This window comes from Edaphobacter sp. (genome assembly GCF_035763405.1).
Classification (GTDB): Bacteria; Acidobacteriota; Terriglobia; order Terriglobales; family Acidobacteriaceae; genus Edaphobacter.
Genome location: NZ_DASUBE010000106.1, coordinates 1 through 23,630 on the forward strand (window position 1 = coordinate 1; position 23,630 = coordinate 23,630).

Annotated in this window: 16 protein-coding genes; 6 read left to right on the forward strand and 10 right to left on the reverse strand. The window is 62.4% G+C overall.

The window, feature by feature from the left end:
- Positions 1-2,042, reverse strand: a 2,042-nt coding sequence (locus tag VFU66_RS10890) for a sodium-translocating pyrophosphatase (protein ID WP_326446279.1), incomplete at its 3' end; no start/stop codon positions are given.
- 362 nt (positions 2,043-2,404) lie between these two features.
- Between VFU66_RS10890 and VFU66_RS10895 the strand changes: the two genes are divergently transcribed.
- Positions 2,405-3,835, forward strand: a complete 1,431-nt coding sequence (locus tag VFU66_RS10895; protein ID WP_326446280.1) for a S8 family peptidase — start codon at positions 2,405-2,407, stop codon at positions 3,833-3,835.
- 461 nt (positions 3,836-4,296) lie between these two features.
- On the opposite strand, the gene VFU66_RS10900 is transcribed toward VFU66_RS10895, so the two are convergent.
- Positions 4,297-4,674, reverse strand: coding sequence for a hypothetical protein (locus VFU66_RS10900; RefSeq protein ID WP_326446281.1), 378 nt, complete (start codon positions 4,672-4,674; stop codon positions 4,297-4,299).
- Between the two features lie 126 nt (positions 4,675-4,800).
- Here VFU66_RS10900 and VFU66_RS10905 point away from each other — a divergent pair, with 126 nt between their 5' ends.
- Positions 4,801-5,733 carry a mechanosensitive ion channel family protein gene (locus VFU66_RS10905; protein WP_326446282.1) on the forward strand — a complete coding sequence of 311 codons (933 nt, stop codon included), beginning with the start codon at positions 4,801-4,803 and terminating at the stop codon, positions 5,731-5,733.
- 211 nt (positions 5,734-5,944) lie between these two features.
- Here VFU66_RS10905 and VFU66_RS10910 read toward each other — a convergent pair whose 3' ends face one another.
- The 3 genes from VFU66_RS10910 to VFU66_RS10920 form a co-directional block, all read right to left on the reverse strand.
- Positions 5,945-8,086: a thioredoxin domain-containing protein gene (locus tag VFU66_RS10910; RefSeq protein WP_326446283.1), complete on the reverse strand. Its 2,142-nt coding sequence runs from the start codon at positions 8,084-8,086 to the stop codon at positions 5,945-5,947.
- Between the two features lie 324 nt (positions 8,087-8,410).
- Positions 8,411-10,540, reverse strand: coding sequence for a TolC family protein (locus VFU66_RS10915; protein WP_326446284.1), 2,130 nt, complete (start codon positions 10,538-10,540; stop codon positions 8,411-8,413).
- A 327-nt stretch (positions 10,541-10,867) separates the two neighbouring features.
- Positions 10,868-13,567 (reverse strand): glycosyl hydrolase 2 galactose-binding domain-containing protein, encoded by a 2,700-nt coding sequence (locus VFU66_RS10920; RefSeq protein WP_326446285.1) that lies wholly within the window; start codon positions 13,565-13,567, stop codon positions 10,868-10,870.
- A 191-nt stretch (positions 13,568-13,758) separates the two neighbouring features.
- On the opposite strand from VFU66_RS10920, the gene VFU66_RS10925 reads away from it, so the two are divergent.
- The 4 genes from VFU66_RS10925 (at position 13,759) to VFU66_RS10940 (ending at position 19,292) form a co-directional block, all read left to right on the forward strand.
- Entirely contained in the window at positions 13,759-14,634 is an 876-nt protein-coding gene (locus tag VFU66_RS10925; RefSeq protein ID WP_326446286.1) for a tRNA pseudouridine synthase A, read from the forward strand.
- On the forward strand, positions 14,634-15,932 hold the full coding sequence (locus tag VFU66_RS10930) for a M20/M25/M40 family metallo-hydrolase (RefSeq protein WP_326446287.1): 1,299 nt from the start codon (positions 14,634-14,636) through the stop codon (positions 15,930-15,932). The genes VFU66_RS10925 and VFU66_RS10930 overlap by 1 nt, the downstream gene beginning before the upstream one ends.
- A gap of 519 nt (positions 15,933-16,451) precedes the next feature.
- On the forward strand, positions 16,452-18,122 hold the full coding sequence (locus VFU66_RS10935) for a trypsin-like peptidase domain-containing protein (RefSeq protein ID WP_326446288.1): 1,671 nt from the start codon (positions 16,452-16,454) through the stop codon (positions 18,120-18,122).
- 744 nt (positions 18,123-18,866) lie between these two features.
- Complete coding sequence (locus tag VFU66_RS10940) at positions 18,867-19,292, forward strand: peptidoglycan-binding protein (RefSeq protein WP_326446289.1); 426 nt, start codon at positions 18,867-18,869, stop codon at positions 19,290-19,292.
- Between the two features lie 13 nt (positions 19,293-19,305).
- Here VFU66_RS10940 and VFU66_RS10945 read toward each other — a convergent pair whose 3' ends face one another.
- From VFU66_RS10945 to VFU66_RS10965, 5 genes are all read right to left on the reverse strand, one after another.
- Positions 19,306-20,280 (reverse strand): cyclic di-GMP-binding domain-containing protein, MshE-related, encoded by a 975-nt coding sequence (locus VFU66_RS10945; RefSeq protein WP_326446290.1) that lies wholly within the window; start codon positions 20,278-20,280, stop codon positions 19,306-19,308.
- A complete protein-coding gene (gene fliN / locus VFU66_RS10950; RefSeq protein WP_326446291.1) occupies positions 20,268-20,564 on the reverse strand; it encodes a flagellar motor switch protein FliN in 297 nt (98 codons plus the stop codon). The genes VFU66_RS10945 and fliN overlap by 13 nt, the downstream gene beginning before the upstream one ends.
- A gap of 11 nt (positions 20,565-20,575) precedes the next feature.
- Positions 20,576-21,592, reverse strand: a complete 1,017-nt coding sequence (locus tag VFU66_RS10955) for a flagellar motor switch protein FliM (protein WP_326446292.1) — start codon at positions 21,590-21,592, stop codon at positions 20,576-20,578.
- 41 nt (positions 21,593-21,633) lie between these two features.
- Positions 21,634-22,536 (reverse strand): sigma-70 family RNA polymerase sigma factor, encoded by a 903-nt coding sequence (locus tag VFU66_RS10960; protein WP_326446293.1) that lies wholly within the window; start codon positions 22,534-22,536, stop codon positions 21,634-21,636.
- A gap of 57 nt (positions 22,537-22,593) precedes the next feature.
- Positions 22,594-23,630, reverse strand: a 1,037-nt coding sequence (locus VFU66_RS10965) for an FHIPEP family type III secretion protein (protein WP_326446294.1), incomplete at its 5' end; no start/stop codon positions are given.

The window sequence follows — 23,630 nt, forward strand, 5'->3', positions numbered from 1 at the left end:
GCTCCAGCCAGGTTCACCGGAACACCCGCAATAGCCGGCACCGGCAGAATCGTCCCCGGAGCATAGATCGCCGTATTCGCCTGGTAGCTCGACGAGAAGTGCCGGAACAGCAGCCCCACAATCACCGGCATCGCCACCACCAGCGCCCCGGGCAGCACCATCTCCTTCAGCGCTGCGCCCGTCACAATGTGCACGCACCGCCCATAGTCCGGCTTCGACGTTCCCGCCATAATGCCCGGGTTCTCGCGGAACTGGTCGCGCACATCCTCGACCACCTTCTGCGCCGAACGCCCCACGGCCTTAATCGCCATCGAGCTGAACAGGAACACCAGCATCGCGCCCAGCATCGCCCCGACGAACACCGGCACCTGCGCCAGGTTCACCGTCGTGAAGTTCCACCCCGCAGGCATGTAGCCGCCCGCATTGGCAACCTTGTCGCCCACAATCGCCTTGATCTCTTCAAGGTAAGCGGAGAACAGCAGAAACGCCGCCAGCGAAGCCGACCCAACGGCGTAGCCCTTGGTCAGCGCCTTCGTGGTGTTCCCCGCCGAGTCCAGCTTGTCCGTCCGCTCGCGGATCGAGTCCGCCTGGTTCGACATCTCGATGATGCCGCCCGCGTTGTCCGTAATCGGCCCGAACGTATCCATCGCCAGAATGTATGCCGCGCAGCACAGCATCCCCATCGTGGCAATCGCCGTTCCGTAAATGCCCTTCGCATAATCCGAGACGCCGCCCACATCATGCAGGCCCTGCACGCCGAAGTAGTAGCTCAGCAGCAGCGCGGCCGAGATCGCAATCACCGGCATCGCGGGCGTCTCCATGCCCACAGCCAACCCGCTGATGATGTTCGTCGCCGGTCCCGTCAGCGAAGCATGGGCGATCGACTTCACCGGAGCGTAGCGCGACTCCGTGTAGTACTCCGTAATCCACACAAACAAGAACGACGTGATCAGTCCCACCACACCGCAGCCCAGCAGCCACAGCGGATGCACTCCCGGCCCATTCAACATCCCATACACCGCCACCGCAAACCCAATCAGCGCCAGCCCCGACGTCACATAGAAACCGCGGTTCATCGCATGCATCGGGTCTTCCGTCTCAGTGGTCCTCACCACAAAGACACCCACCAGGCTCGCAATCAAATTCACCGCCAGCATGATCAGCGGAAACAGAATCCCCTTCACGCCGAAGATCGGATACAGCGCCGCGCCCAGAATCATCGCGCCCACGTTCTCCGCCGCGGTCGACTCGAAGATGTCCGCGCCGCGTCCCGCGCAGTCGCCCACATTGTCGCCCACCAGGTCCGCAATCACGGCCGGGTTGCGCGGGTCGTCTTCAGGAATCCCCGCTTCCACCTTGCCCACCAGGTCCGCCCCCACATCGGCAGCCTTGGTATAGATTCCGCCGCCAAGTTGCGCAAACAGCGCCACCAGCGACGCTCCAAATCCGAAGCCCACCAGTTGGTACGGCACCGTCTCCGGATGTTCCAGCCCTCCGTAGAACAGGAACAACGCACCCACGCCCAGCAGCGAGAGCGCGACTACCACCAGCCCCGTCACCGCGCCTCCGCGCAGCGCCATCTGCAGCGCCCTGTTGAGGCTCGTCCTCGCCGCCGAAGCGGTCCGGATGTTCGCGCGGATCGAGCAGTACATCCCCGTGTATCCCGCCGCGGCAGAACACAACGCGCCAATCAGAAAGCTAATCACCGTCTTCGTCGCAAACGGGGCTGTCCGCGCCGACATCTGATAGCCCGCAAACAGCACCACTGCCAACACCACGGCAATCGCGCCAATCGTCCTGTACTGCCGCTTCAGAAACGCTTCAGCCCCTTCGCGGATCGCGTCCGAGATCGCCCGCATCTCCGGCGTCCCCGTGTCTCCTTGGTTCACGTGCCGAATCAGCAGGAACGCCGCAACCAGCGCCAGCGCGCCAACCACCATGGCTCCCCACAGCCAAACCTGTCCATCATCCCCACCGACATATCCAGGTGAAACGGGCACCTGCGCCCCAGCAAACAAAGCCAACAGCCCTACTACATCCATGCAAAGGTCTCCTTACTACATTGGTCCGCAATTTGTTCCATAAAGAGCGCATTAGAGCATGTGCAATCACACAGGGTCAATGCAGCACATCCATCTCCGTGCCTTCGCATGTTCGTTTCATCTCCGAACCAACAAAATGGACACCCACCCGCACCGCGCCTCAACCTTTTTCCTCCCCTGCCGATGCACACTACAGCGCACTGCCAAGAGGTCAAACTGTGTCGAAAGCCCCCGGCTCCGTCATGAGAACTTTCCAATCTTCTGCCAGCCGGACGCACCGCCTGCTGTCCATTTTGGTCCTACCTCTCATTTCGATTTTTTTACCTGTCTCCTCACCTGCGCAGATCGGCGCCGCAACGACTGTGCCCCACCGTTACCTCGTCATCTACCGCAATAACTCCATCCCCGCAGATGCCGAAGCGCGCGTCCACACCCTCGGCGCGCATCTCCTCCATCGCAGCGACCGCCTCGGCATCACCACTGTCCAGTTCAATGCCTCCACCAACGACGCAGCCGCCATCGAGCAGCTCCGCTCCGAGCCCAACGTCGCCTACGTCATCCACGACCGCGTCCTCACCGCCACCCGCCTCCATCTCAAGGCCGTGCCTGCAACCTTCAGCGTCGTCATCGGCGCAAAATCCCTCGCTGTTCCCTACGACACCTACTACACCCAAACCCCGCAGGAATGGGCCGTCCAGCAGGTTGGAGGCTACGGCGACAACATCGCAGGAGGCCCCTCGCACGGCCCATGGGACATCACGCGAGGCAAAGGCATCCGCATCGCCATCCTCGACAGCGGCGTAGACCAGACCCACCCCGACATCGCGCCCAACCTCGTCCTCAATCTCTCCGAAGTTGACCAGACCGCCTATCCCAGCGCCTGCGACGACGGCACACCGCAGGACCAATCCGGCCACGGCACCTGGACCGCCTCACTCGCCGCCGGAGCCATGGGCCCCGGCACCGGCGAGATCATCGGCGTCGCGCCCGAAGCCAGCATCCTTAACATCAAAGTGCTCGAGCGGATGCCAGCCGTCTTAAACGGGGCCAGCCTCGCCGACCAATGCACCGCTGGTCAGGCCAGTGGCCTGCTCAGTTGGGTGCTCCAGGGCATCAACGACGCCATCGCCAACCGCGCCGACATCATCTCGCTCTCCGTCGGCGCCGTAGCCGACCTCACCACCGGAGACGGCGCCGGACTCCAGGCCGCCTTCGACCGAGTCACCTGGGCCGCCGCGCAGGCGAATATCGTACTCGTCGCCGCCGCAGGCAACGAGGGCCTCGACCTCTCCAATCCCCGGTTCGTCGAACTCCCCGCCCAGTCACGCGGCGTCGTCGCCATCGAAGCCTCCACCAACCCAGCCTGCGTCCAGACCGCCGACCCCAACGACGGCTGCTCAACCGGCCCCATCTCGCTCGCGTACTACAGCAACCATGGCATCGCCGACGCGCTCGCCGCACCCGGCGGCAGCTATCCCGAAGGCTCCGATACATCCGCCACCGGCTGGGTGCGCGGCGCATGTAGCAGCGGCATTCCCGCAACCCTCGACGGCCCGCCCACCGACTCCGCCCACAGCATGGGCTGCTTCAACCTGGGACACGTCGCCTATGTGCAAGCCATCGGAACCAGCGCCTCCGCGCCGCTCGCAGCAGGCGCAGCCGCGCTCATCCGCGCCGCGCATCCAGATTGGGACGCAGCCACCGTAGTCGCCACCATGCGCTCCACAGCCGTTCCCACGCGCGATCTTCCCATCCCCCAGGTCAGTGCCGCAGCAGCACTATCCACGCCTTGAGGGAGGAAAGTCTCTAAAACACACCGAAGTCGGCGTCGGGTGCCCCATCTTCGGCGCAGTTTCATCGCGCCTAAGGTGGGGTTCCACGTCACTCCTGACACCACATCATCTCAACCAAACTCCGCGCTCTTTTGCCACCACTACACCACGTCATCTCGACCGAAGGCAGCGTTTTTTGCCGCCGCAGTGGAGAGACCCCCGTATTTCTCCCGCTTCAGCACCAACAAAGACCACCCTCACCCAAAATTCTCTGCGGTTGCCTTTAAGGATGAGCGTGGGGCTTTAGGGAACCTCTGATTAAGTCTCCGATTTTTGATCCGTCATTCTGAGCGCAGCAGCCTGCCCTGAGCGAAGTCGAATGGGAAGAATCCCCGTATTTCTCTTCTGCGCCGATTCATTCCGTGGCCCTCCGATACTTAATCAGAGCCTCCTTAGCCCCGGACCTTTCTTCATACGGCGAATCAGCCCTTCATCCGATCCTTAACACTCTTGGCGAGCTTCTCGATCTCATCCGCCTTCTTGATAACATCCACCGACAAAACATCCTTATTCGTCTTGTCCACGTCAGCCTTCAACTCGGTCGCCAGTTGCAGCAGTTTGTTCGTGTCGGCCACCAGTTGCTTCTGCCGGTCGTCATTGCGCGCCTTTGCCTGCCGCGCCATCACCGAAGGCGGCAGACCCTCGCCAGAACCACCCGCTCCCCCGTCAATCGGAGGTAGCCCCGGAGGTGTCGGACTCCGCGGCACCTGCTGACTCTGGATCGCCTGCGCGCTTCCCATCGCCCCCGCCGCACCCATCAAAAGGACCATCCCAACCACCGCACCACAAAGAATTCGCATCGTACACCTCAATCCGCCACCGGGTAGTGCCTCGCGTCCCGCACCAGCGCACGTTGCATCTTATGGAGAGCTGTCGCATTCTGTTCCCACAGCCATCTCCGAAAGCGAGACCCGAATTTGCAATTAATGATGCTCCTCCAGGCAGCGCCCCCGCAAGACCAGCATCTGTTCGACGCCATCGAGCGCGGCTGGCACAACGACATCATCGACTTCGTGCGCGATCAGGTGCCCAAACTCCTTGCCGTCGTTCTGGTCCTCTTCATCCTCCAGCGCATCATCCTGTTCTTCGTGCATCGCCTGCGCAAACGCGCCGACAACTACGTCGGCAACTTCCAGCGCGCAGCACAACTCCGCACCATCGCCTCGGTCGTGCGCGCTACATCCTATGCCGTGCTGGCCTTCATTGCGCTGCTCCAGATACTCAACATCTTCAACATCCCCTACCAGCCCATCCTGGCCTCTGCCGGCATCATCGGAGTCGGCGTCGGCCTCGGCGCGCAGTCCATGTTCAAGGACATGATTAATGGCCTCCTCATCCTCGTCGAAGACCAGTACAACGTAGGTGAAGTCGTCACCATCGCGGGGCTCAAAGGCACAGTTGAAGACCTCTCCCTGCGCTCGACGCGCGTCCGCGACGCCGACGGTACGCTCTACATCATCCCCAACAGCCAGGTCGCCTCCGTCTCCAACTTCTCACGCGACTACTCCATCGCCTCGCTGCCGGTCAGCGTAGACGCCAGCGCCAACCCCGACAAAGTCATGGGCATTCTGCTCGCACTCGCCGAACAGGTCCGCAACGACCCCGCCTTCAAGGACATTGCCATCGCCGATCCCGACATCCTCGGCGTCAACGAAATCCGCGGCCGCGAAGTCATCTACCCGGTCAACATTCGCGTGCGCGCCAACCAGCGCGACCCCGTGCTGAGGGCCTTGCGCCGCCGCATCATCCTCGCCTTTGAAAAAGAAGGCATCCCGCTGGGCATCTCGTCCAACATGCTCCTCATGCAGCAGAAACCCGACCCCACCGCCCCACCCGCACAGCAGCCGCTCATAGGGTGAGGCACCTCACAGCCCACGCTCAGTTCACGTCATCTCGACCGAAGGCGGCGCCTTTTGCCGCCGCAGTGGAGAGACCCCCGTATTTCGCTCCGAGCGCCACAACCCTACAGGTGCCCCATCCTTCGCAGATTTCGCGAAGGGTGGAAATGCAAACAGATCACCCTGCGAACTCCCCAGTTGTCATCCTTCCGCGAAGCGGGAGGACCCGCTCTCACAGCGCCTGATTCATCGCCTCAATCAGTTCGTCCACGGTCGACACCGGCGGCAGACAGCCCTTCCCATTGCAGATCGCCGCAAAACTACCCTCCGCCTTCAACCCCGGCAGATGCGGCAGCGTCTCGGCAAGCGCAGGCGGCAGCGCATCAAGCTGGTCACGCCGCAGCCGGATCACACTCTTATTCACCGCGAACCGCGCCAGCGCAACCGCCTCCAACCTGCGCGCGTCCGCATCATCGCCAATCACGCAGACCTGCACTGCCCGCTGCACCATCCGCTGCAACGCCAGCGCATACGTCGCGGCGAACAATCCAAAGTGCTCCACCACTCCGGCAAACGCCTGCATCGTATCGAGAGCCTTCACCGCATTGTCTTCTCGCCCATTCAAACCCTCCAACCGCATCAGCAGCGCGGCCGCCACCGGGTTCCCCGCCGGAGTAGGCGAATCCTGCAGAGGCTTACGCCGCGCGCTCAACGCGCCCAGCCGCACCTCGCCGTCAGCAGCGTTTTCCATGTCAAAGAAGCCGCAGCCGGTCTTGTCATAAAATCTCGCCACCACACTCTCCGCAATTGCCGCCGCGGCTTCGTAGTAGCGCAACTCGCCCGTCGCCTCCCACGCATCAAGCGCTGCATGAGCAACAAACACGTAGTCCTCCAGCACGCCGGCCACGCGAGCGCCCGCGCCGCCCTTCTCGCCATACGCCACCACGTGCGCCATACCCGTCTTCGGATTCCACGACTCAGCCAGCACGCGATCCAGCGACTTCAGCGCAAACGCCCGCGTCTCCGGCATATCCAGCACGCGCCCGGCCTCCAGATACGCCGAGATCATCATCCCGTTCCATCCCACGTAGACCGTCTTGTCCACATAAGGAGTAGGCCGCTTCAACCGCGCCGCATACAGTTTCGCCCTGGCCGAAACCAGCCGCTCTCGCGCCGTGTCGAGCGGCACCCCATTCGACTTCGCAACACTCTCCAGCGTCCCCCGCACATGCAGCACGTTCTTCGCCGGATTGTGATGCATCTCGCCAATTTCGCCGATGTCGTAATACGCGCTGGCGATCGCAAACTCTTCCGGCGTCAGCACCGCAGAAGCCTCATCCGCCGTCCACGTAAAGTAGTCGCCGTCGTCGTCCAGCGAAACGTCGGCATCCTGCGAAGCGTAGAAGCCTCCCCGTTCGCGGTCGCTCAGCCACCCATCGATCCAGCCCATCATCTCCTTCGCCACCCGCGCGCACTCCGGCTCCACAAACGTCTGGTAGGCGTGGACGTAGTTCTTCAGCAGCTCACTATTGTCATACGACATCTTCTCGAAGTGCGGCACCACCCAACGGTCATCGACCGAATAGCGATGAAACCCTCCCGCCAGATGGTCGTAGATTCCGCCCTTCGACATCTTCTCCAGCGTCACCATCGCCGCCTGCTTCGCCAGATCGCCCAGTTTCGCGCCGTCGCCCACCGACACACGCGACGCCGTATCCAGCAACAAATCAATCGCCCCCGAGTGCGGAAACTTCGGCTGCGACCCGAACCCGCCCGACCGCGCATCGAACTGCTTCAGCACCGAGGCCACCATCTTCGCCACCAGCTCCGGCCCCGGATTCCCGGCCTTGCCGTTGAACGACTCATTGTGCTCAATCGCCGCCATCACGCTCGCGGCCGAATCGTCCACTTCGCCACGCTGCTTCTGGAACGCCTCAGCCATCGTCGCCAGCACGCGCCGAAAGCCCGGCCTGCCATGCTGATCCAGCGGCGGAAAGTACGTCCCGCCAAAATACGGCTTGCCGTCAGGAGTAAGAAACGCCGTCAGCGGCCACCCACCCTGCCCGCTCACCGCAGCCACCGCCGCCTGATACCGCGTGTCCACATCCGGACGCTCGTCGCGGTCTACCTTCACCGGCACAAACAGCTCATTGATCACCCGCGCCGTATCTTCGTTCTCATACGATTCGCGGTCCATCACATGGCACCAGTGACACCACACCGCGCCAATGTCCAGCAGAATCGGCTTGTCCTCCGCCTTGGCCTTGGCAAACGCTGCCTCGCCCCACTCATGCCAGTCCACCGGTTGATGCATCGCCGAACGCAGATACGCCGAAGCCGCACTGGCCAGAGAATTCTTGTGCTCTTTACTCATAGAATTCAAGTCTATCGCCAGCCAGCCCACCAGGAACACGTTATCTCAACCGAAGGCGGCGCTTTTTGCACACCACCACATCACGTCATCTCGACCAAAGACCGCGCTTTTTGCACGCCGCCACACTACGTTATCTCAACCGAAGGCGGCGCTTTTTGCCGTCGCAGTGGAGAGACCCCCGTATTTCCTCTCCCGGCCACCACTCTACGGATGCCCCATCCTTCGCAGCCTCACCGTGAAGGGTGGCAATGAGCCACCCCATCAACCACCCATCCCAACAAAAAGACCCGAGCCGAAGCCCGGGCCTTTCCAAAGTCCAGCCGACTACTCCGCCGGAGGATTCGGCGTAATCACAATCGGCTTCGGTCCCTCAGGCGCCTTCGGAGCAGTCAGACCCGGAACCACCGGGGGCGTCGTGATATTACCCGTAGCCGCCGACTCGATGCTGATCCCATACTTATCCAGCGTGTTCGAGAGCAACTGCGACAGCGCCACACGCGCATTCGCATACGCAGCAGTAGCCGAAATCAGGTTGTTGTCCGCAATCGCCAGATTGCGCTCCTGCTGTAGCACGTTCGCCGTCGTCGAAGCGCCCAGTTTGTACTTCTTCTGCTCGGCGTCCAGACTCTGCGCGGCATAGTCCCGCGCCGCTTCCAGAGCATTCACCTGCGCACGATCATTGGTCAACGCATACTGTGCATTCACCACCTGAATCCGTATCTGCGTATAGAGCTGCTGCAACCGCATCTGCGACTGCCTGTACTCCATCTGCGACCGCTCCTGGTCAGCCTGAGCCACGCGGTTCCGCAGCGGAATCGTGATGTTCACGCCCACGCCCTTGTCCGGGCTCGAGCTATTGAACAAGTTGCCGAACGCAGTTCCATAACTGATTGGAGCCACAGTTCCCGGAGGGCAGGGCGTCGTAGAGCCAAATCCTCCGCACGTCAGGTTCGGGTTCTGGCCACCACCCAGTGCACTCGCACCGTAGAACGCATACGCATCAACCGTAGGCAACAAGCCATTGCGAATCGCCTTGATGGTCAGCTCATTGTTCTTCATGTTCAGCGTTGCCTGTTCAATCGAAGGATTGTTGGCATACGCCTCTTTCACCAGGTCCTCGACCGACATGTCCTCTTCGGGCAGCCGGTCCAGGCTCACGCGGTCCGTCGGAATCACCGGTGCATTCGAGAGCTGCGAATCATTCAGGTTCCGCGCAATCGCCTGCTTCATCAGCATCTGCTGATATTCCAGGTTCGTCTTCGAGGCCACCAGCGCCTGCTTGTCGCTCGCCACTGCCGAATCGGAGTTCACCACATCCAGCGGAGCCAGCGTCCCAATCTGCAACTGCTTCCGGTTGTCCTGATCCAGTTGCGTGGACTGTGCCAGCGCACGCTCTTTGGCCTGCTCATCTTCGTATGCGCTCACCAGGCCCCAGTAGATGTTCTCCACCTGCGTCACGGTGTATAGAATCTGTGCACGGAACGAAGAGTCGGTAATCCGGCGATCATTCTTTGCCTGGACGACAAACCGGTTATTCACGCCCGTGCCAAAGCCCTGCAAAAGATGCTGAGTCACCTCTGCACGGAAATTCGTATTTACCTGCGGGCTGTAATTTGAAAAGGGGTTAGTCGTCGTCACGCGAGAGTTATTGAAACCCACGTTCAGCGAAGTGCCTGTCACAAACCCCTGCTGATACGAAAAATCATACGTTCCCGTATCGGTGGTAATCGTCTTTTTGCCGCCGGCAAACAGCGTATTGCTCTGCTGCTGACTCGTCGACTCATACTGAATCGTGCTGCTCAGCGTCGGGTCCCGCAACTCCGGCGCAGGTCCGCCGCCGTTCGTGCTCAGCACCAGTCCCTGAGCGCCCGTGCCGCCGCCGCCCGCTCCACCCGAAGTCCCGCCCGGCCCATAGCCGCCCGTCACCGTCGTGCCCGAGCCGCCCAGCGTATTCGTCACCAGCCCCGTCGGCACGCCGCGCAGGAACGACCCCGCCTTGGCCCGCAGAATGTCCGTATCGGCAATGTCCAGGTTCAGCCGCGCAATCGCAATGTCATAGTTGTTTTCAAGCGCCAGCATGATCGCGTCCGAAAGGCTCAGATAAATCTTGCCGTCGCGCAGGAGCGTATCCAGCTTCGGCGTATTGCCAAACTCCGGCTGTGGCACATTGATCGGCGTATAGGGCGCAATCGGGTTCCAGAAGTGCCCCTTCGGCTTCAAATAATCATGTGCGGTATCGCGCAGATACAGCGGCCCAATCGTCTTCGGCTCTGGTGCCTGCGGCAACCCGGCCTGCCCGGTCGTGTCATTCTGCACCTGCGCCGTCGTCGCAGGCTGTGTCGGATGCGTCTGGGTCTCGGGCTGGGGTTGCTGCTGTGCCAATCCCATCGGCACGTTCACACTCATCAACATCAGGCCAATGCTTGCGACTGCCTGCAAATTTCGTAATTTCACGATGCGCTCTCCAACTCATTTCACGGGCATCCCGAGACAGCCGCAGCCACCCGGCACCCAGATTCTTCCCTGAAAGCCCCACACTCCTCCGAGGGGCCACATCCAAGTCAATCTGAACCAATTCTTCTAAGACGCGCAGACCTTGCTCCGGGACTCTTTAAAAGAGTTGCCGGACCCGCTCCTCTGCATCCAAAGCGGAGACGGTTGAGCACAGATACGCACTTCCGTGCCGCTTCGTTCCAGCAACCCCATCAAAATTTCAGGCGCTTCAGCAGCCCAAGTATACCAACCTCAACCGCTTCAGCCCTGCCCGTCAACCCCCCACGTCTACCGCAAGCCAACAGTCTGGAACGGCAGCCCCGTCACCGGCCAGTGCGATACCTGCGCGTCCACGTTCAGTCCCACCGCAACTCCCGCCGCGCTCGCCGGCTCCACATCCACGTTCCAGCCATCCACCACCACCAGCGCATCCTCGCCGTTCAGGTCCTTCGTAGCCGCCTCCACCGTCACCGTCCGAGACTCGCCAGGTGTCAGCGAAACATAGTTGTCGCTGTAATAGACCGGCAGCACCCGCTCGCCCGACTTCCGCCGCAGTTGCAGATGCGCCATCACCGCAATCTCTTTCGTCGGGTTCGTCAGCGTCACCGTCACCACGGTCTTGCCATCGGCATCCACGCGCGCAACCTGTGCATTCAGCTTCACCACCGGCATCGCATCCATCGCCGTCAGATCATCCTCATGCGCCGCCTGCGCCTTCCAGTAGAAGTTGTCCGAGAGCAGCTTCCCAGCCGAGTCCCTCAACTCCAGCTTCACAAAATAAACCGCTGAAGCCGTCGCCGGAACCTCCAGCGCCCCCAGCTCCGTCGCCACGTCAGCCGGTGCCGTCACCGGATACTCTCGGCTCCCCGCAATCGTTCCATCCATGTTGTAGACCGCCACCTTCGCTGTCGCGCCCTCCACCGCCGTCGGCAGATTGTTAATCACCTCCACCTGCCCGGTAGCCTCATTCAACTGCACATGCACCATCTCGCCGGCCTTCTTCACCGCAAACAGCGCAGCGTTTGGCTCCAGGTCATAGTGATAGATCTGCCACACAAAGCTCGGCTGCGCCGGATTGCTCATCCACGTAATCACGCCCGTGTCCGGATGAAAGAGAAACGCCTCGCGCCCTTCATACATGGCGCGAAACGCCTCGTAGTTCATCAACTGTGCCTTGCGCACAAAGTCCGCCAGGTTCGCAATCTTCCCATACCGCTCCGTCATAATTCCCGGATACTTGTCCGACCCCGAAGCGCCTTTGGCAAAGTCATGCTCCGCCCAGTCGTCGGTAATCGTCTCCCAGTCTTTCTCAGGCATCATGCCGTGAATCGACTCAATCGTCGGCACCGACACACTGCCCGTCTCCGTCTTGAACGCCGCGTCCTGCTTGTAGAACTCCCTCGGCGTCCGCCAGTGGTAAGGACCATGCGAGACCACTCCGCGCCCAGCCGTCGAACTGGGCTGATACAGCCGCGTCGGCTCCAGCTCCGCCATCAGCTTACGCAACTCTTGATCGATCTCCGGCGGCGGATACCCCTCGTTCCGCGCGCACCACACCGCAATCGAAGGATGGTTCCTGTAGCGCAGAATCTTGTCCCGCACATTCGCGATATAGGTCGGAATGTCCGTCGGGTTCGGCCCGTCACTCGGGTTCGGCTGGAAAAACTCGTCCCACAGCAGAATCCCGTACTTATCGCACATCTCGTAGAAGTCCTCATTCGTGCTCTGGCCAACCCAGTTGCGAATCATGTTCATATTCGCCTCGGCGTGCATTCGGATCTGCGCCTCCAGCCGCGCGCGCGGAAGCCGCTTCATCCCCTCATCCAGGCCCCAGTCGCCGCCGCGAATAAACACCGGCACGCCATTCACCGAGATCGCCAGGTTGTCCGACCCCGGCAGCTCATACGTGATCTTCCGCACGCCAAACGTCACGTCCTTCGCGTCCGAATCCTTCTTCTTCACCTCAAAGCTCAAGTGCAGCTTGTACAAATTCTGCGGCCCATACCCATTCGGCCACCACAGCCGCGGATTCAAGATGTGCAGCGCCGCCACCGTCTTCGGATCAAACTTCACCACCTGCGAAGCATGAGCCGCCAGCGTCACCGGCTGCTCGAACGCAATGTTCTCAATCGCGCCCTTCAACACGCCCTCCACCGGCTTGTCCGTCACATTCTCAACCGTCGCCTCGACCGCCACATCAGCCGAGTCCGTCTTCGGCAGCGGCAGGTCCGTCGTCACCAGCGGGTCCCGCACCACCACATCGCCCGTAGCCGACAGATACACCTTCCGCCAGATTCCCGTATCCCTGTCCCGAATCGCCGGCAGCCAGTCCCACCCAATCGTCGAAAGAAACGTCGGCCCGTCAATCGCGGTAATCCCGCCGTTCTTCCCCAACCCATCGCGCAGCGTATGCTCATGCGGCACACCCGGATGCGGCTGCGGAGTCACCAGCACCGCCACCACCGCGTCCTTGCCCGGCTTCACCTGCGCCGAAATATCGAACCGCCCGCGAATAAACGCCCCGCGGATCGTCCCGACCTCGGTCCCATTCACCCACACCACAGCCGAGTAGTTAATTCCATCAAAGTTCAGCCATACGTGCCGCTTCTTATAGTCCTTCGGCACCCGTACCACCGTCCGGTACCAGTACGACGTCTTATTCAAACTCTCGGGAATGTTCTCAGGCCGATTGTTCTCCCCATACAGCGGCTCGGGGTAAACATGGTTGTTCACCAGCGTCGTCAGCACAGTGCCCGGAACAGTCGCCCCATACCACCCCGCAGGCTTGTACGCAGCCGAAGAAATCTTCGCGCCATCCTCCGCAGCCTTCGCCACGTCCTGCATCTGCCAGCCTGCACTCAGCTCCACATTCGCCGGAACCGGCCTCTCCGCCGCCCTCGCTGCCGGTGTCAACACCATCCCAATCGCCGCCACTCCCAACCACACCCTCACCATCGAGCCAGAAAAAAACGACTGAACAAGACGCATCCGCCCTTGACCTCTTCCTCTGTTAGCGTTACCAACCAAACCATCGGAACCCACTATACGCGAATCAATCGTTTCAAGTCCCCATTTTTTGTTGTCACTCCCGAAGGACGCCAGCGTTTCGCTTCGAGTCGCGCCGCGCTACAGTCGCAGTCCCTTTTCCTTGGCTCACCGTGTTACCGTCCGAACAGGCTATGCCGCACTGGAAGCTCACACTCGCCTACGATGGAACGCCCTACAACGGATGGCAGGTCCAGCCGAATCTCCCCACTATCCAGGGCACGCTCGCCGAAGCCATCCACCGCATCACCGGCGAGACCATCCTCCCGCAAGGCTCCGGCCGCACCGACGCAGGAGTCCACGCACTCGCGCAGGTCGCCAGCTTCTCCCTCAACGCTCCCATCCCTCCCGCCAACTTCCACCGCGCGCTCAACCGCGCCCTCCCACCCAGCATCCGCATCCTCTCGGCCGAGCACGCACCCGACACCTTCCACGCCCGCCACAGCGCCCTCCGCAAAACATACGAGTACCGCATCTTCCCCCGCGCCCCCTACCCCGCAACCCTCCCCGCCACCATCGACCGCATCTGCTCCCCCATGCTCGCCCCCTGGGTCTGGGACTGCCCCTTTCCGCTCGACTTCGCCATCCTCCAGAACGCCGCCGACCACATCCGCGGCACCCACGACTTCACCTCCTTCGCCGCCGTCGATCCCGACCTCGCCCTGCGCAACCATTCCGCCGAATCCCAAACCACGTCATCTCGACCGGAGCGCGCTGCGCGAAGTGGAGAGACCTCCGCATTTCTTCAACCCAGCCACGATCCCTCTCCAAACACCCGCACCATCTTCCACTCCTCCTGGCACCACCACGACGGCCTCTTCCTCTACCGAGTCACCGGCTCCGGCTTCCTCCACCACATGGTGCGCAACCTCGTCGGCACCTTCGCCGAAGCGGCCACGCGCCGCATCTCCGCCGACGACATCCCCCGCATCCTCGCCGCGCGCAACCGCACCGCCGCCGGCCCCACCGCCCCCGCCCGCGGCCTCTTCCTCGTCGAGGTCAAGTACTGATGCCCGCCACCGTCGCCGCCCAGCACCGCATCACCCGCCTGGCCTCGCTCACCGCCGTCCATCGAGCCTTCCACTGGCTCCATCTCCATCAGCCCCAGCTTCGCCAGTGGCAACTCGACCTCGTCCGCATCCCCGCCCCACCCTTCGGCGAATCCGCCCGCGCCGCCTGGGTCCTCGACCGCTTCCACCATCTCGGACTCACCAACCCCCACCTCGACGAAGCAGGCAACGTCCTCGCCGAACTCCCCCCTGAACAAGATCACGTCATCTCGACCGGAGGCGAAGCCGGAGTGGAGAGACCCCCGCATTTTGCTCCGAGCGCCACCCATCCTCCCGCGCCCCCCGTCATCCTCATCTCCGCCCACCTCGACACCGTCTTCCCCGCCGGCACCAACTGCGAGCCCATCCAGCCGCCCGACACCCCGCGCATCTACGCCCCCGGCATCTGCGACAACGTCGCCGGACTCAGCGGCCTGCTCGCCATCGCCGCCGCGCTCCGCCACGCCAACATCACCCCGCCCATTCCCATCCTCTTCGCCGCCAACGTAGGTGAAGAAGGCGAAGGCGATCTCCGCGGCATGCGTCATCTCTTCGAGCGCAGCCCCTACGCCCCGCGCATCGCCGCCTCCATCGTCCTCGAAGGCAGCGGAAGTTCCGCCGTCGTCACCCGCGCACTCGGCAGTCTGCGCTTCCGCATCACCGCCACCGGTCCCGGAGGCCACTCCTGGTCCGACGCCGGCGTCCCCAACCCCATCCTTATTCTCAGCCGAGCGCTGCTCGCCATCGACAACCTCCCGCTCTCCGACAACCCGCTCACCACCATCAACGTCGGCAGCATCTCCGGCGGCACCTCCATCAACTCCATCCCCGAGGCCGCCTCCGCCCTCATCGACCTCCGCTCCACCGACCCAGCCCAACTCACCACCACCGCAACCGCAATCCGCGAGATCGTCGAGCGAGCCTCCTCCGAACCCGCCACCCTCCGCATCGAGACCATCGGCAGCCGCCCCGCCGCCGCCCTGCCCGACGACTCCGCCATCCTCCACACCCTCCGCGCCGTCGATCGCCACCTCAACCTCCGCACCGAGCCGCGCCTCGGCTCCACCGACGCCAACATTCCGCTCGCCCGCAACATCCCCGCCATCGCCATCGGCACCGGAGGCGCCGGCGGCGGCATCCACACCCTCCAGGAGTGGTACGACCCAACCGGCCGCGAGACCGCACTCCGCCGCATCCTCCTCACCCTCCTCGACACCGTCCAAACCACCGCAGAGACTAACCCCGCAAACTGCGCCTAAGCGCCGCACCCCAAAAACCAAGTCATCTCGACCGGAGCGCGCAGTGGAGAGATCCCCGCATTTCCCTCCGCAACACCAGAACCACCCCCCGGTACACCTTTCCCCAAACCCGGCGTCTAAGCAATCGAAGCGGGCACCATAACAATCCCCACTTCGTGTTGTCATGCCCGAACTCTTTTAGTCATTCAACTTTTTACCTTGTCATTCCCGAAGGGAATCTGCGTTTCGCATCGGCCCGCATCAAGCGATACCCATAAGGAAAATCCCTCAGGAGCCGCTGATCCAGTCTCCGCTCTTCAACCCGTCATTCTGAGCGCAGCAGCCTGCCCTGAGCGAAGTCGTATGGGAACAATCCCCACATTTCTCCTCTGCGCCGATTCATTCCATGGCCCCTGATACTGAGCCAGACACCCCTAACCTGACCTCGCAGCCTCAACCCGAGGAACCAGAAACAAAGCTATACTTAATACTTCGCCCGCCCTACACCAGCCCGGCGCACAAAACGAGGTCAGACGCTCCATGAACACCCCAGACTCGCAGAACAACCCTTCCCCCACTCTGCTCGACCGCATTCGCAGCCGGAAGCTCACCGCGACCTTCACCATCCTTGCGACGCTCTCGTTCGGCATCCTCATCGGCTCCGTGCTCACCTCGAATGTCAGCGGCAAAGAGCAGCAGGTTGACTCCTCCGACGCGAAACCCCTCGTCATTCCCTCGCCCACCCAGCTCTCCAACGGCTTCTCCGCGATTGTCAAACAGGTCAGCCCCGCCGTCGTCAACATCAATACCGAAGAGCTGCCCAAGCAGTCCGCCAACCGTCGCGGCCGCCGCGCCCTTCCGCAAGACGGCGACAACAGCAACAACGACGACCAGGCCGCACCCGGCGGCGACATGCAGGACTTCTTCAACCGCTTCTTCGGCGGCCAGGGCGGCGACGACGGCTCCGACGCCATCAACACCGAGCGACGCGCCCTCGGCTCCGGCTTCATCGTCGATCCGCGCGGCTACATCATCACCAACAACCACGTCGTCGCCAACGCCGACAAAATCTACGTCAAGCTCTCCACCGACAGCGACGACGACGCCGACAACGGCCGTCCCGCCACCGTCATTGGCGTCGACAAAGACACCGACATCGCCGTCATCAAGATCGACACCAAGCAGCCCCTGCCCACCATCAAGCTCGGCAACTCCGACGGCGCGCAGGTCGGCGACTGGGTCCTCGCCATCGGCAGCCCCTTCGCGCTCGCCAAGACCGTCACCGCAGGCATCATCTCCGCCAAAAACCGCACCATCGACGACCCAGGCCCCAACGGCATCTCGCAGAGCCAGTTCCAGCACTTCATCCAGACCGACGCCGCCATCAACCCCGGCAACTCCGGCGGCCCGCTCGTCGATATGGCCGGCCAGGTCGTCGGCATGAACACCGCCATCTACACCCAGTCCATGGGCTCGCAGGGCGTCGGCTTCGCCATGCCCTCCAACACCATCGCCCAGATCTACAACATGCTCATCGGCCCCGAGCACAAAGTCGTGCGCGGCTCCATCGGCATCAGCTTCCAGCAGAGCCTCAGCTCCGCCGTCAAGCGCATGTACGGCTTCCAGAACGGCGTCATCGTCTCCATCGTCACCCCCTCAGGCGGAGCCGCCAAAGCTGGAATCCAACCCGGCGACGTCATCGTCTCCATCGACGGCCGCAACATTAAAGACGGCGACGACCTGGTCGCCGACATCTCCAGCCGCAAGGTCGGCTCCAACGTCAAACTCGGCTATCTCCGCAACGGCAAACAGGGCACCGCCGAAGTCGTCATCGGAGACCGCGCCAAGACCTACGCCGATCTCGCAGGCAGCGACGATGACGACAACTCCGCCTCCGCAACCCCGCAGGCGCCCGACACCGGCAAGAGCCTGCTCGGCATCACCGTCTCCGCCGTTCCCGCCGCCGTCACCTCCCGCACCGGCCTCAAGAGCGGGGTCATCATCACCAGCGTCCGCCCCGGCTCCTTCGCCGACGAGATCGGACTCCCCAAGGGCTTCGTCATCACCGAAATCAACAAGAAGCCCGTCCGCAACGAAGCCGACTACCGCGCCATCGTCTCCACGCTCAAATCCAAAGACGACGTCGTCTTCGTCGTCCAGTCACCGGCACAGAAAAATATCAACTCCCTCATCGGTGGCACCCTCCCGTAAGAGGGTGCTTCCGAAATCTCCGGCTTGCTTTTGGGGATGAGCGTGGCGATTCACAGGCTGCGAAAAAAATGCACGCTTTATGCTTTTCGGTGGGAGCGCAGCGCTTTAGAGGGTGCTGAAAAAGTCAGTTTTGCTTAAGGGCACGGCTTCAGCCGTGCCGCTAACGCTGCAAAATCAATGCGGCTTTAGCTGCTGAGGTACGCTTTCTTCCCGGCGAGACACTTTTTCATCACCCGCTTTAGCCCCGCGCCGTTCCGCGTCATCAAAAGAGGGATCACGAGAGGGATCACGTCAAGCCCCCAATCCGTAAAAAATCCCCTAACCCACACAAAACACGCGCTCTTTTTTGCTCCCATCCTGGCGGGTTCTCCATCGCCAGCCTTATATAATAGAGATAGAGCATCCTCCCCGAAGATAGGACCTGCGGCCTCATCCAATTTGTTGTCATTCCCGAAGGGAATCTGCGTGGGGCTTAAGATCGCACCAACTCTTGTCCGTAAGCCATTTGCTCGCAATACTTTACCAGTAACTCCTTTATCCGAAGGACTTTAGCCATAAGTCCTTTGTTAGAAGGACTTTAGCACTTAAGTACGGGGGGAGTACCTGCCCGTCCTTACCGAAAAGTGGCATTTCTCCACTATCTTTTCAGTTGTCATACCAGTTACTTCCGAGATACCCTGATTGGGTGCTTCCTCGGAAGTCTCGCGTCTATTGGTCGTTATTACTCTCTGAGGTGCTGATCGAATGCGGTTCTCCAGGTTTTTACTCGGCTCTGCCTTGGTTCTCACTCTCTCGCTGCCCAGCTTCGCGAAGACGAATAAGGCGAAATCGCACCACTCCGCCCTGCACAAGCTGCACCTCCGCAGGCACTCCGGCCCGAGTGGCCAGAAGGCCATCGACGACCAGCGCGCCACCCAGTTTCAGGCCGCGCTCGTGAAGTCCGGCTACCTCACCAGCAGCCAGGCAACCGGACACTGGGACGCCGCCACACAAAGCGCCATGCAGAAGTTCCAGGCCGATAACGGCTGGCAGACCAGGCTGGTCCCCGACTCCCGCGCCATCATCAAGCTCGGCCTCGGTCCCGCGCAGGACTCCTCTGCCTCCACCACCGTATCCACGCCGACCATCGCCACTACGGCATCGACCGGCGCCAGCTTCCTGCAAAAGTAACCATCAGGAAGCTCTACGAACCAACCGAAAACACATAGTCCAGCATGTCATCATTCGAGACAGGCAGTCCTCCCGCCGTCCTCGAAGCCGAAGCCTCCAGCCACATTCTGAGCCAGAGGTATCCATGCACCCTCACGAGCCTTGAAGCCACCGGCTGTTTCCGTTCCAGCAGAGCGGTCACGCGCGCCGCAAGCGCGTCCAGATCACCCGCAGCTTCCGCCCTCGCCTCCACCCCCTCGTACTCCAGCAAGCTCACGCGCGCCGCCCGAAACTGCGTCTCGCCCACCAGCCCGCTCCGCACCTGAAGCCCCGACATCTGCTCCACCGCGAACGCCAGCGAAGCATCCATCCTGTCTTCAAACCCCAGATAGAGAATCCGCGACCCAGCCACGCGCAAGGGCAGCATCCCGAACTCCTCCGCGAAGACACGAGGCATCACTCTCGCCATCACCGCAGGCGAAAAGCCCTCGGTCGTCAGCACCGGACAGCCCCACTGCACACTCAGCCCGCGCGTCACCTGCTCCGGCCCGACCCCGCACTCCGCAACCAACCAGTCGCCGATGCGTCCGGTACCATGCTCCCGCTGCGCGTCCAGCGCCCGCCGCAACTGCTCCTGCGTTATCCAACCCTGCGCCAGCAGCACCAAACCAAGCGGCACGCGGTGACGATGCGGAGTCTCCGCCAACGCCGCGCCTTCGCTCGACTCGCGCCGAACAGCAGCCCGCACCATCGCCAGAACGCACCGCCCACCGCACCCCCAGCGTTCTTCAAAGATCGGCCGGCGACGGCTGCGCCACGGCGCGGCCCATCCGCCCGCGCACTCCGGATTGCCGCAGAGCGCGCGCCCGCCCCGCGCCGGAGACGCCGCGATTCCGCCCTCGAAGTCCTTCGACGCGCGATACACATCCTCACCCCAGATCGTTCCGTCAGCAACAGGCGCAGCGTTGCCCGCATCGCCTGCTTCCCTCCCCAGTCTTAGAAAAGGCATCGAATACTCTCCAGCCGCAGTTGCGGCGTCGCCACTTCAGTCACGCGCAGAGCGAAGTTTCCATTCATCACCACCACTTCGCCACGCGCCACAATCCGGTCGCCCACGACCAGGTCCACCGGATCCGAGACGTGCCTGTCCAGTTCCACCACGTCGCCGGGCCCCAGCTCCAGCACCTCGCGCAGCGGCATCTCGCGCGAGCCGAACTGTAACGTCGCATCCAGCTCGATGTCGCAGAGCAGTCCAATCCCCGCCGTCCCACCATCCATCTCCACTACCTCCATCTGCCCCTCCTTCAACTCGTCATCTGCGGCTGCGCAAGCTCCACAGGCACACCTGCGTTCATTTCCAAAACATGTTCATCGATCTGCTCTTCCAACTGCGCGCCGCGATGTTCGCCGCTGCGCACCGGATACGCCCGCCCAAACTGCAACCCGCCAATCCGCAGCTCCGACGCTTCGTGCCGCGACAGCGGCAGGCGCACGATGGTCCCGGGCGCCAGCGTCGCCAGCTCGCTTGCCCGCAGACGCATCGCCGGAAACTGCAACGCCGCGCCCACCCTGGCCTCCCCCATCAGCTCGCGCACGCGAATCTGCGCTTCTCTGGAGCGGCGGCGCGGACGGTCGCCCTCTGAAATCAACCTGCGCAGAATCGCGTTCAGCACCACCGCCGGCAGACACAGATTGATCGTCCCCTGCGCTTCAGGCATCCGTGCCTCGAAGCTGACGCACAGCGTCTTCTCGCTAAGCGTCAGCATCCGCGCCACAGCAGCCTCTGTCTCGCGCTTCTCGAAGACAAACCCCAGCCCCACCGACTGCCAGGCCAGGTTCAACTCCTCGACCGCCATCTGCACCACTGAAGTCAGAATCGATTCTTCAATCTCCGTCAGCTCGCGCGTGGCCCATGCCCTGCCAATGCCCCCAAGCAGCACATCCACCATTGGGGCAGCGATCGCCATGTCGAACTCCAGCAACCCGACAGCGCCCAGCGGCTCCAGCCGGATGGAGCAGACATACGTAGGCGGAGAGATTCTTTCCAGAAACTCATTGAACGGCAACTGTTCTCCCGCCACCAGCTTCACCTTGAACTGCGACCGTAGCCACGCACCCAGCGTATGCATCAGGTTGCGCGCAAACAGATCATTGACCGAGCTGATGGCCCGCATCTGATCGTTGCTGATCTGTCCCGCGCTGCTGAAGCTGTACTTTTCAACCGGGACATCGCCGTCCGCCCCCGCCGGTTGCGCGGAGGCATTGGCTCCTGCCGCGGCAAACAATGCATCAATATCGTCCTGTCCAAGCTGCTTTCCCATCCATCACCTTCCGCTGTTCCGATACCTGCGCATCCGTTCGACTAGCGCGCGTTCGCTTTGCGTCGTGTCGCCACGGACTTCTTCACATCCGCGGGCGTGCCGTTGTGCAGACCCGCAAGCGCCGCGCGCAGATGAGCCACCGCCGAAGAGTGAATCTGCGACACCCTCGACTCCACCACACCCAACGTCAGTCCAATCTCCTTCATCGTCAGGTCCTCGTAGTAGTAGAGCGTCAACACCATGCGCTCCTTCTCGGGCAGCTCATCGATCGCGTCCACCAACCTCTGCTTCATCTCGCCCTTCAGGCAACGGAAGAGCGGATCGTCCTCCGGCGCACCGGGAACATACGCCAGCTCCTCATCGCCCGAATCCTCCGACCGCTCGATGTGCAGGCTGCCAATCTCCAGCCCCTTCAGGTCGCCCAGAAGCTGCTGATAGTCAGCCAGGCCCAAACCCATCTCGCGCGCAATCTCCTGCTCCAGCGGCGCTCGGCCAACCCGCTGCGTCACCGCGCGGATCGCCTCTTCCACTGCCCTGCCCTTGCGCCGCAGCTCGCGTGGGCTCCAATCCAGCGTGCGCAGCGAATCGAGAATCGCGCCGCGAATCCGGAACTGCGCATAGCTCTTGAACTGGACCTTCTTGTTGCGGTCGAACTTCGAAAAGGCATCAATCAACCCAACCACCCCGGCTGAAACGAGATCGTCCAGGTCCACATGCTGCGGAAGCCGCTCGTGAATGCGTCGGGCCACATAGCGCACCGTCGGCAGATGCTCCATCAGCAGCGCATCGCGCTCCGCCGCAGCCTCGGTCGCCTTGCCCCGCCGCACGCCAGCACCCTCCAGCGCCTGGGCCAGCTCCGTAAACGACGTCTCGACCTCGCCAAACAGCTTTCCCTTCGACAGCCCCTGAAATACCTGGACCGGAACCGGATTTCCTGTGCTCATGCCTTCTCCCGTATCGTCTTCATTTGTCCTCGAACGCCAACCGCCATCACGCTGCCTCTATCCAACCGTCCCGATGCTGCGTACCCGGATGTCCGCCGGAATCTCAGCCGGAGCCAGCACCGTCACCTTCGGCAAAAACGGCTCCAGCCACCGCCGCACGTGATACCGCGCCGGACTCGGACAGAGGAGCACGGGAAGGGCCGAGGTCGAGGCCCCGCCGGTTAGCTGTTTCACAGATTCCACAAGCCGCCTCAGGAAATCTCCCGTTGTGCCACTCGTGCGAGCGCCATCGCCCAGCATCAGCGCGGAGTTCTGCGGATCGAATGTGTGCAGCAGTTCCGTCTCCAGCCCCTGCTCCAGCATCAGCACGCGCAGCCCGCCTTCGCCGTCGAGCAACGGATGCACCAATCCGCGTCCCAGCGCCTGCCGCACGCTCTCCACCAAATGCACGACGTTCTTCGACTGCTGCGCCGCTTCGACCAGCACTTCGAGAATCGCGCCAAGGTCGCGGATCGAGACCTGCTCCCGCAGTAGTTGCTGCAGGACCTTCTGCACCTCGCCCAGACTCATCAGCTTGGGCACCAGCTCCTCGACCAGCTTCGGATGGCTCTCATTCATGCTGTCGAGCAGCCGCTTGACCTCCTGCCGCCCCAACAGCTCGTGCGCATGACGGCGCACCAGCTCGGCAAGATGCGTGCCGATCACCGTCGTCTGGTCCACCACCGAGTAGCCCGCAGCCAGTGCCTGCTGCTCCAGTCCGGGTGCGATCCACCGAGCCATCACGCCAAACGCCGGCTCGCGCGTTTCAACACCGGGCAGGCTGCGCGCCTTCGGGTCCGCATTCACGGCCAGCAGACAGTTCTGCTCCGTCTGCCAGCGCGCAATCTCCACACCACGCAGGCTCACCACGTATTCGCGGGGCTTCAGGCGCAGGTTGTCCGTAATGTGAACCGGCGGAACGATGAACCCAAGCTCCGTCGCCAGATGCCGCCGCAAGGCGCGCACACGGTTCAGCATCTGCCCGCCCTGCTTCTCGTCCACCAGTGGAATTAATTGGAAGCCAATCTCCAGCGTCAGCTCATCCATCTTGAGCA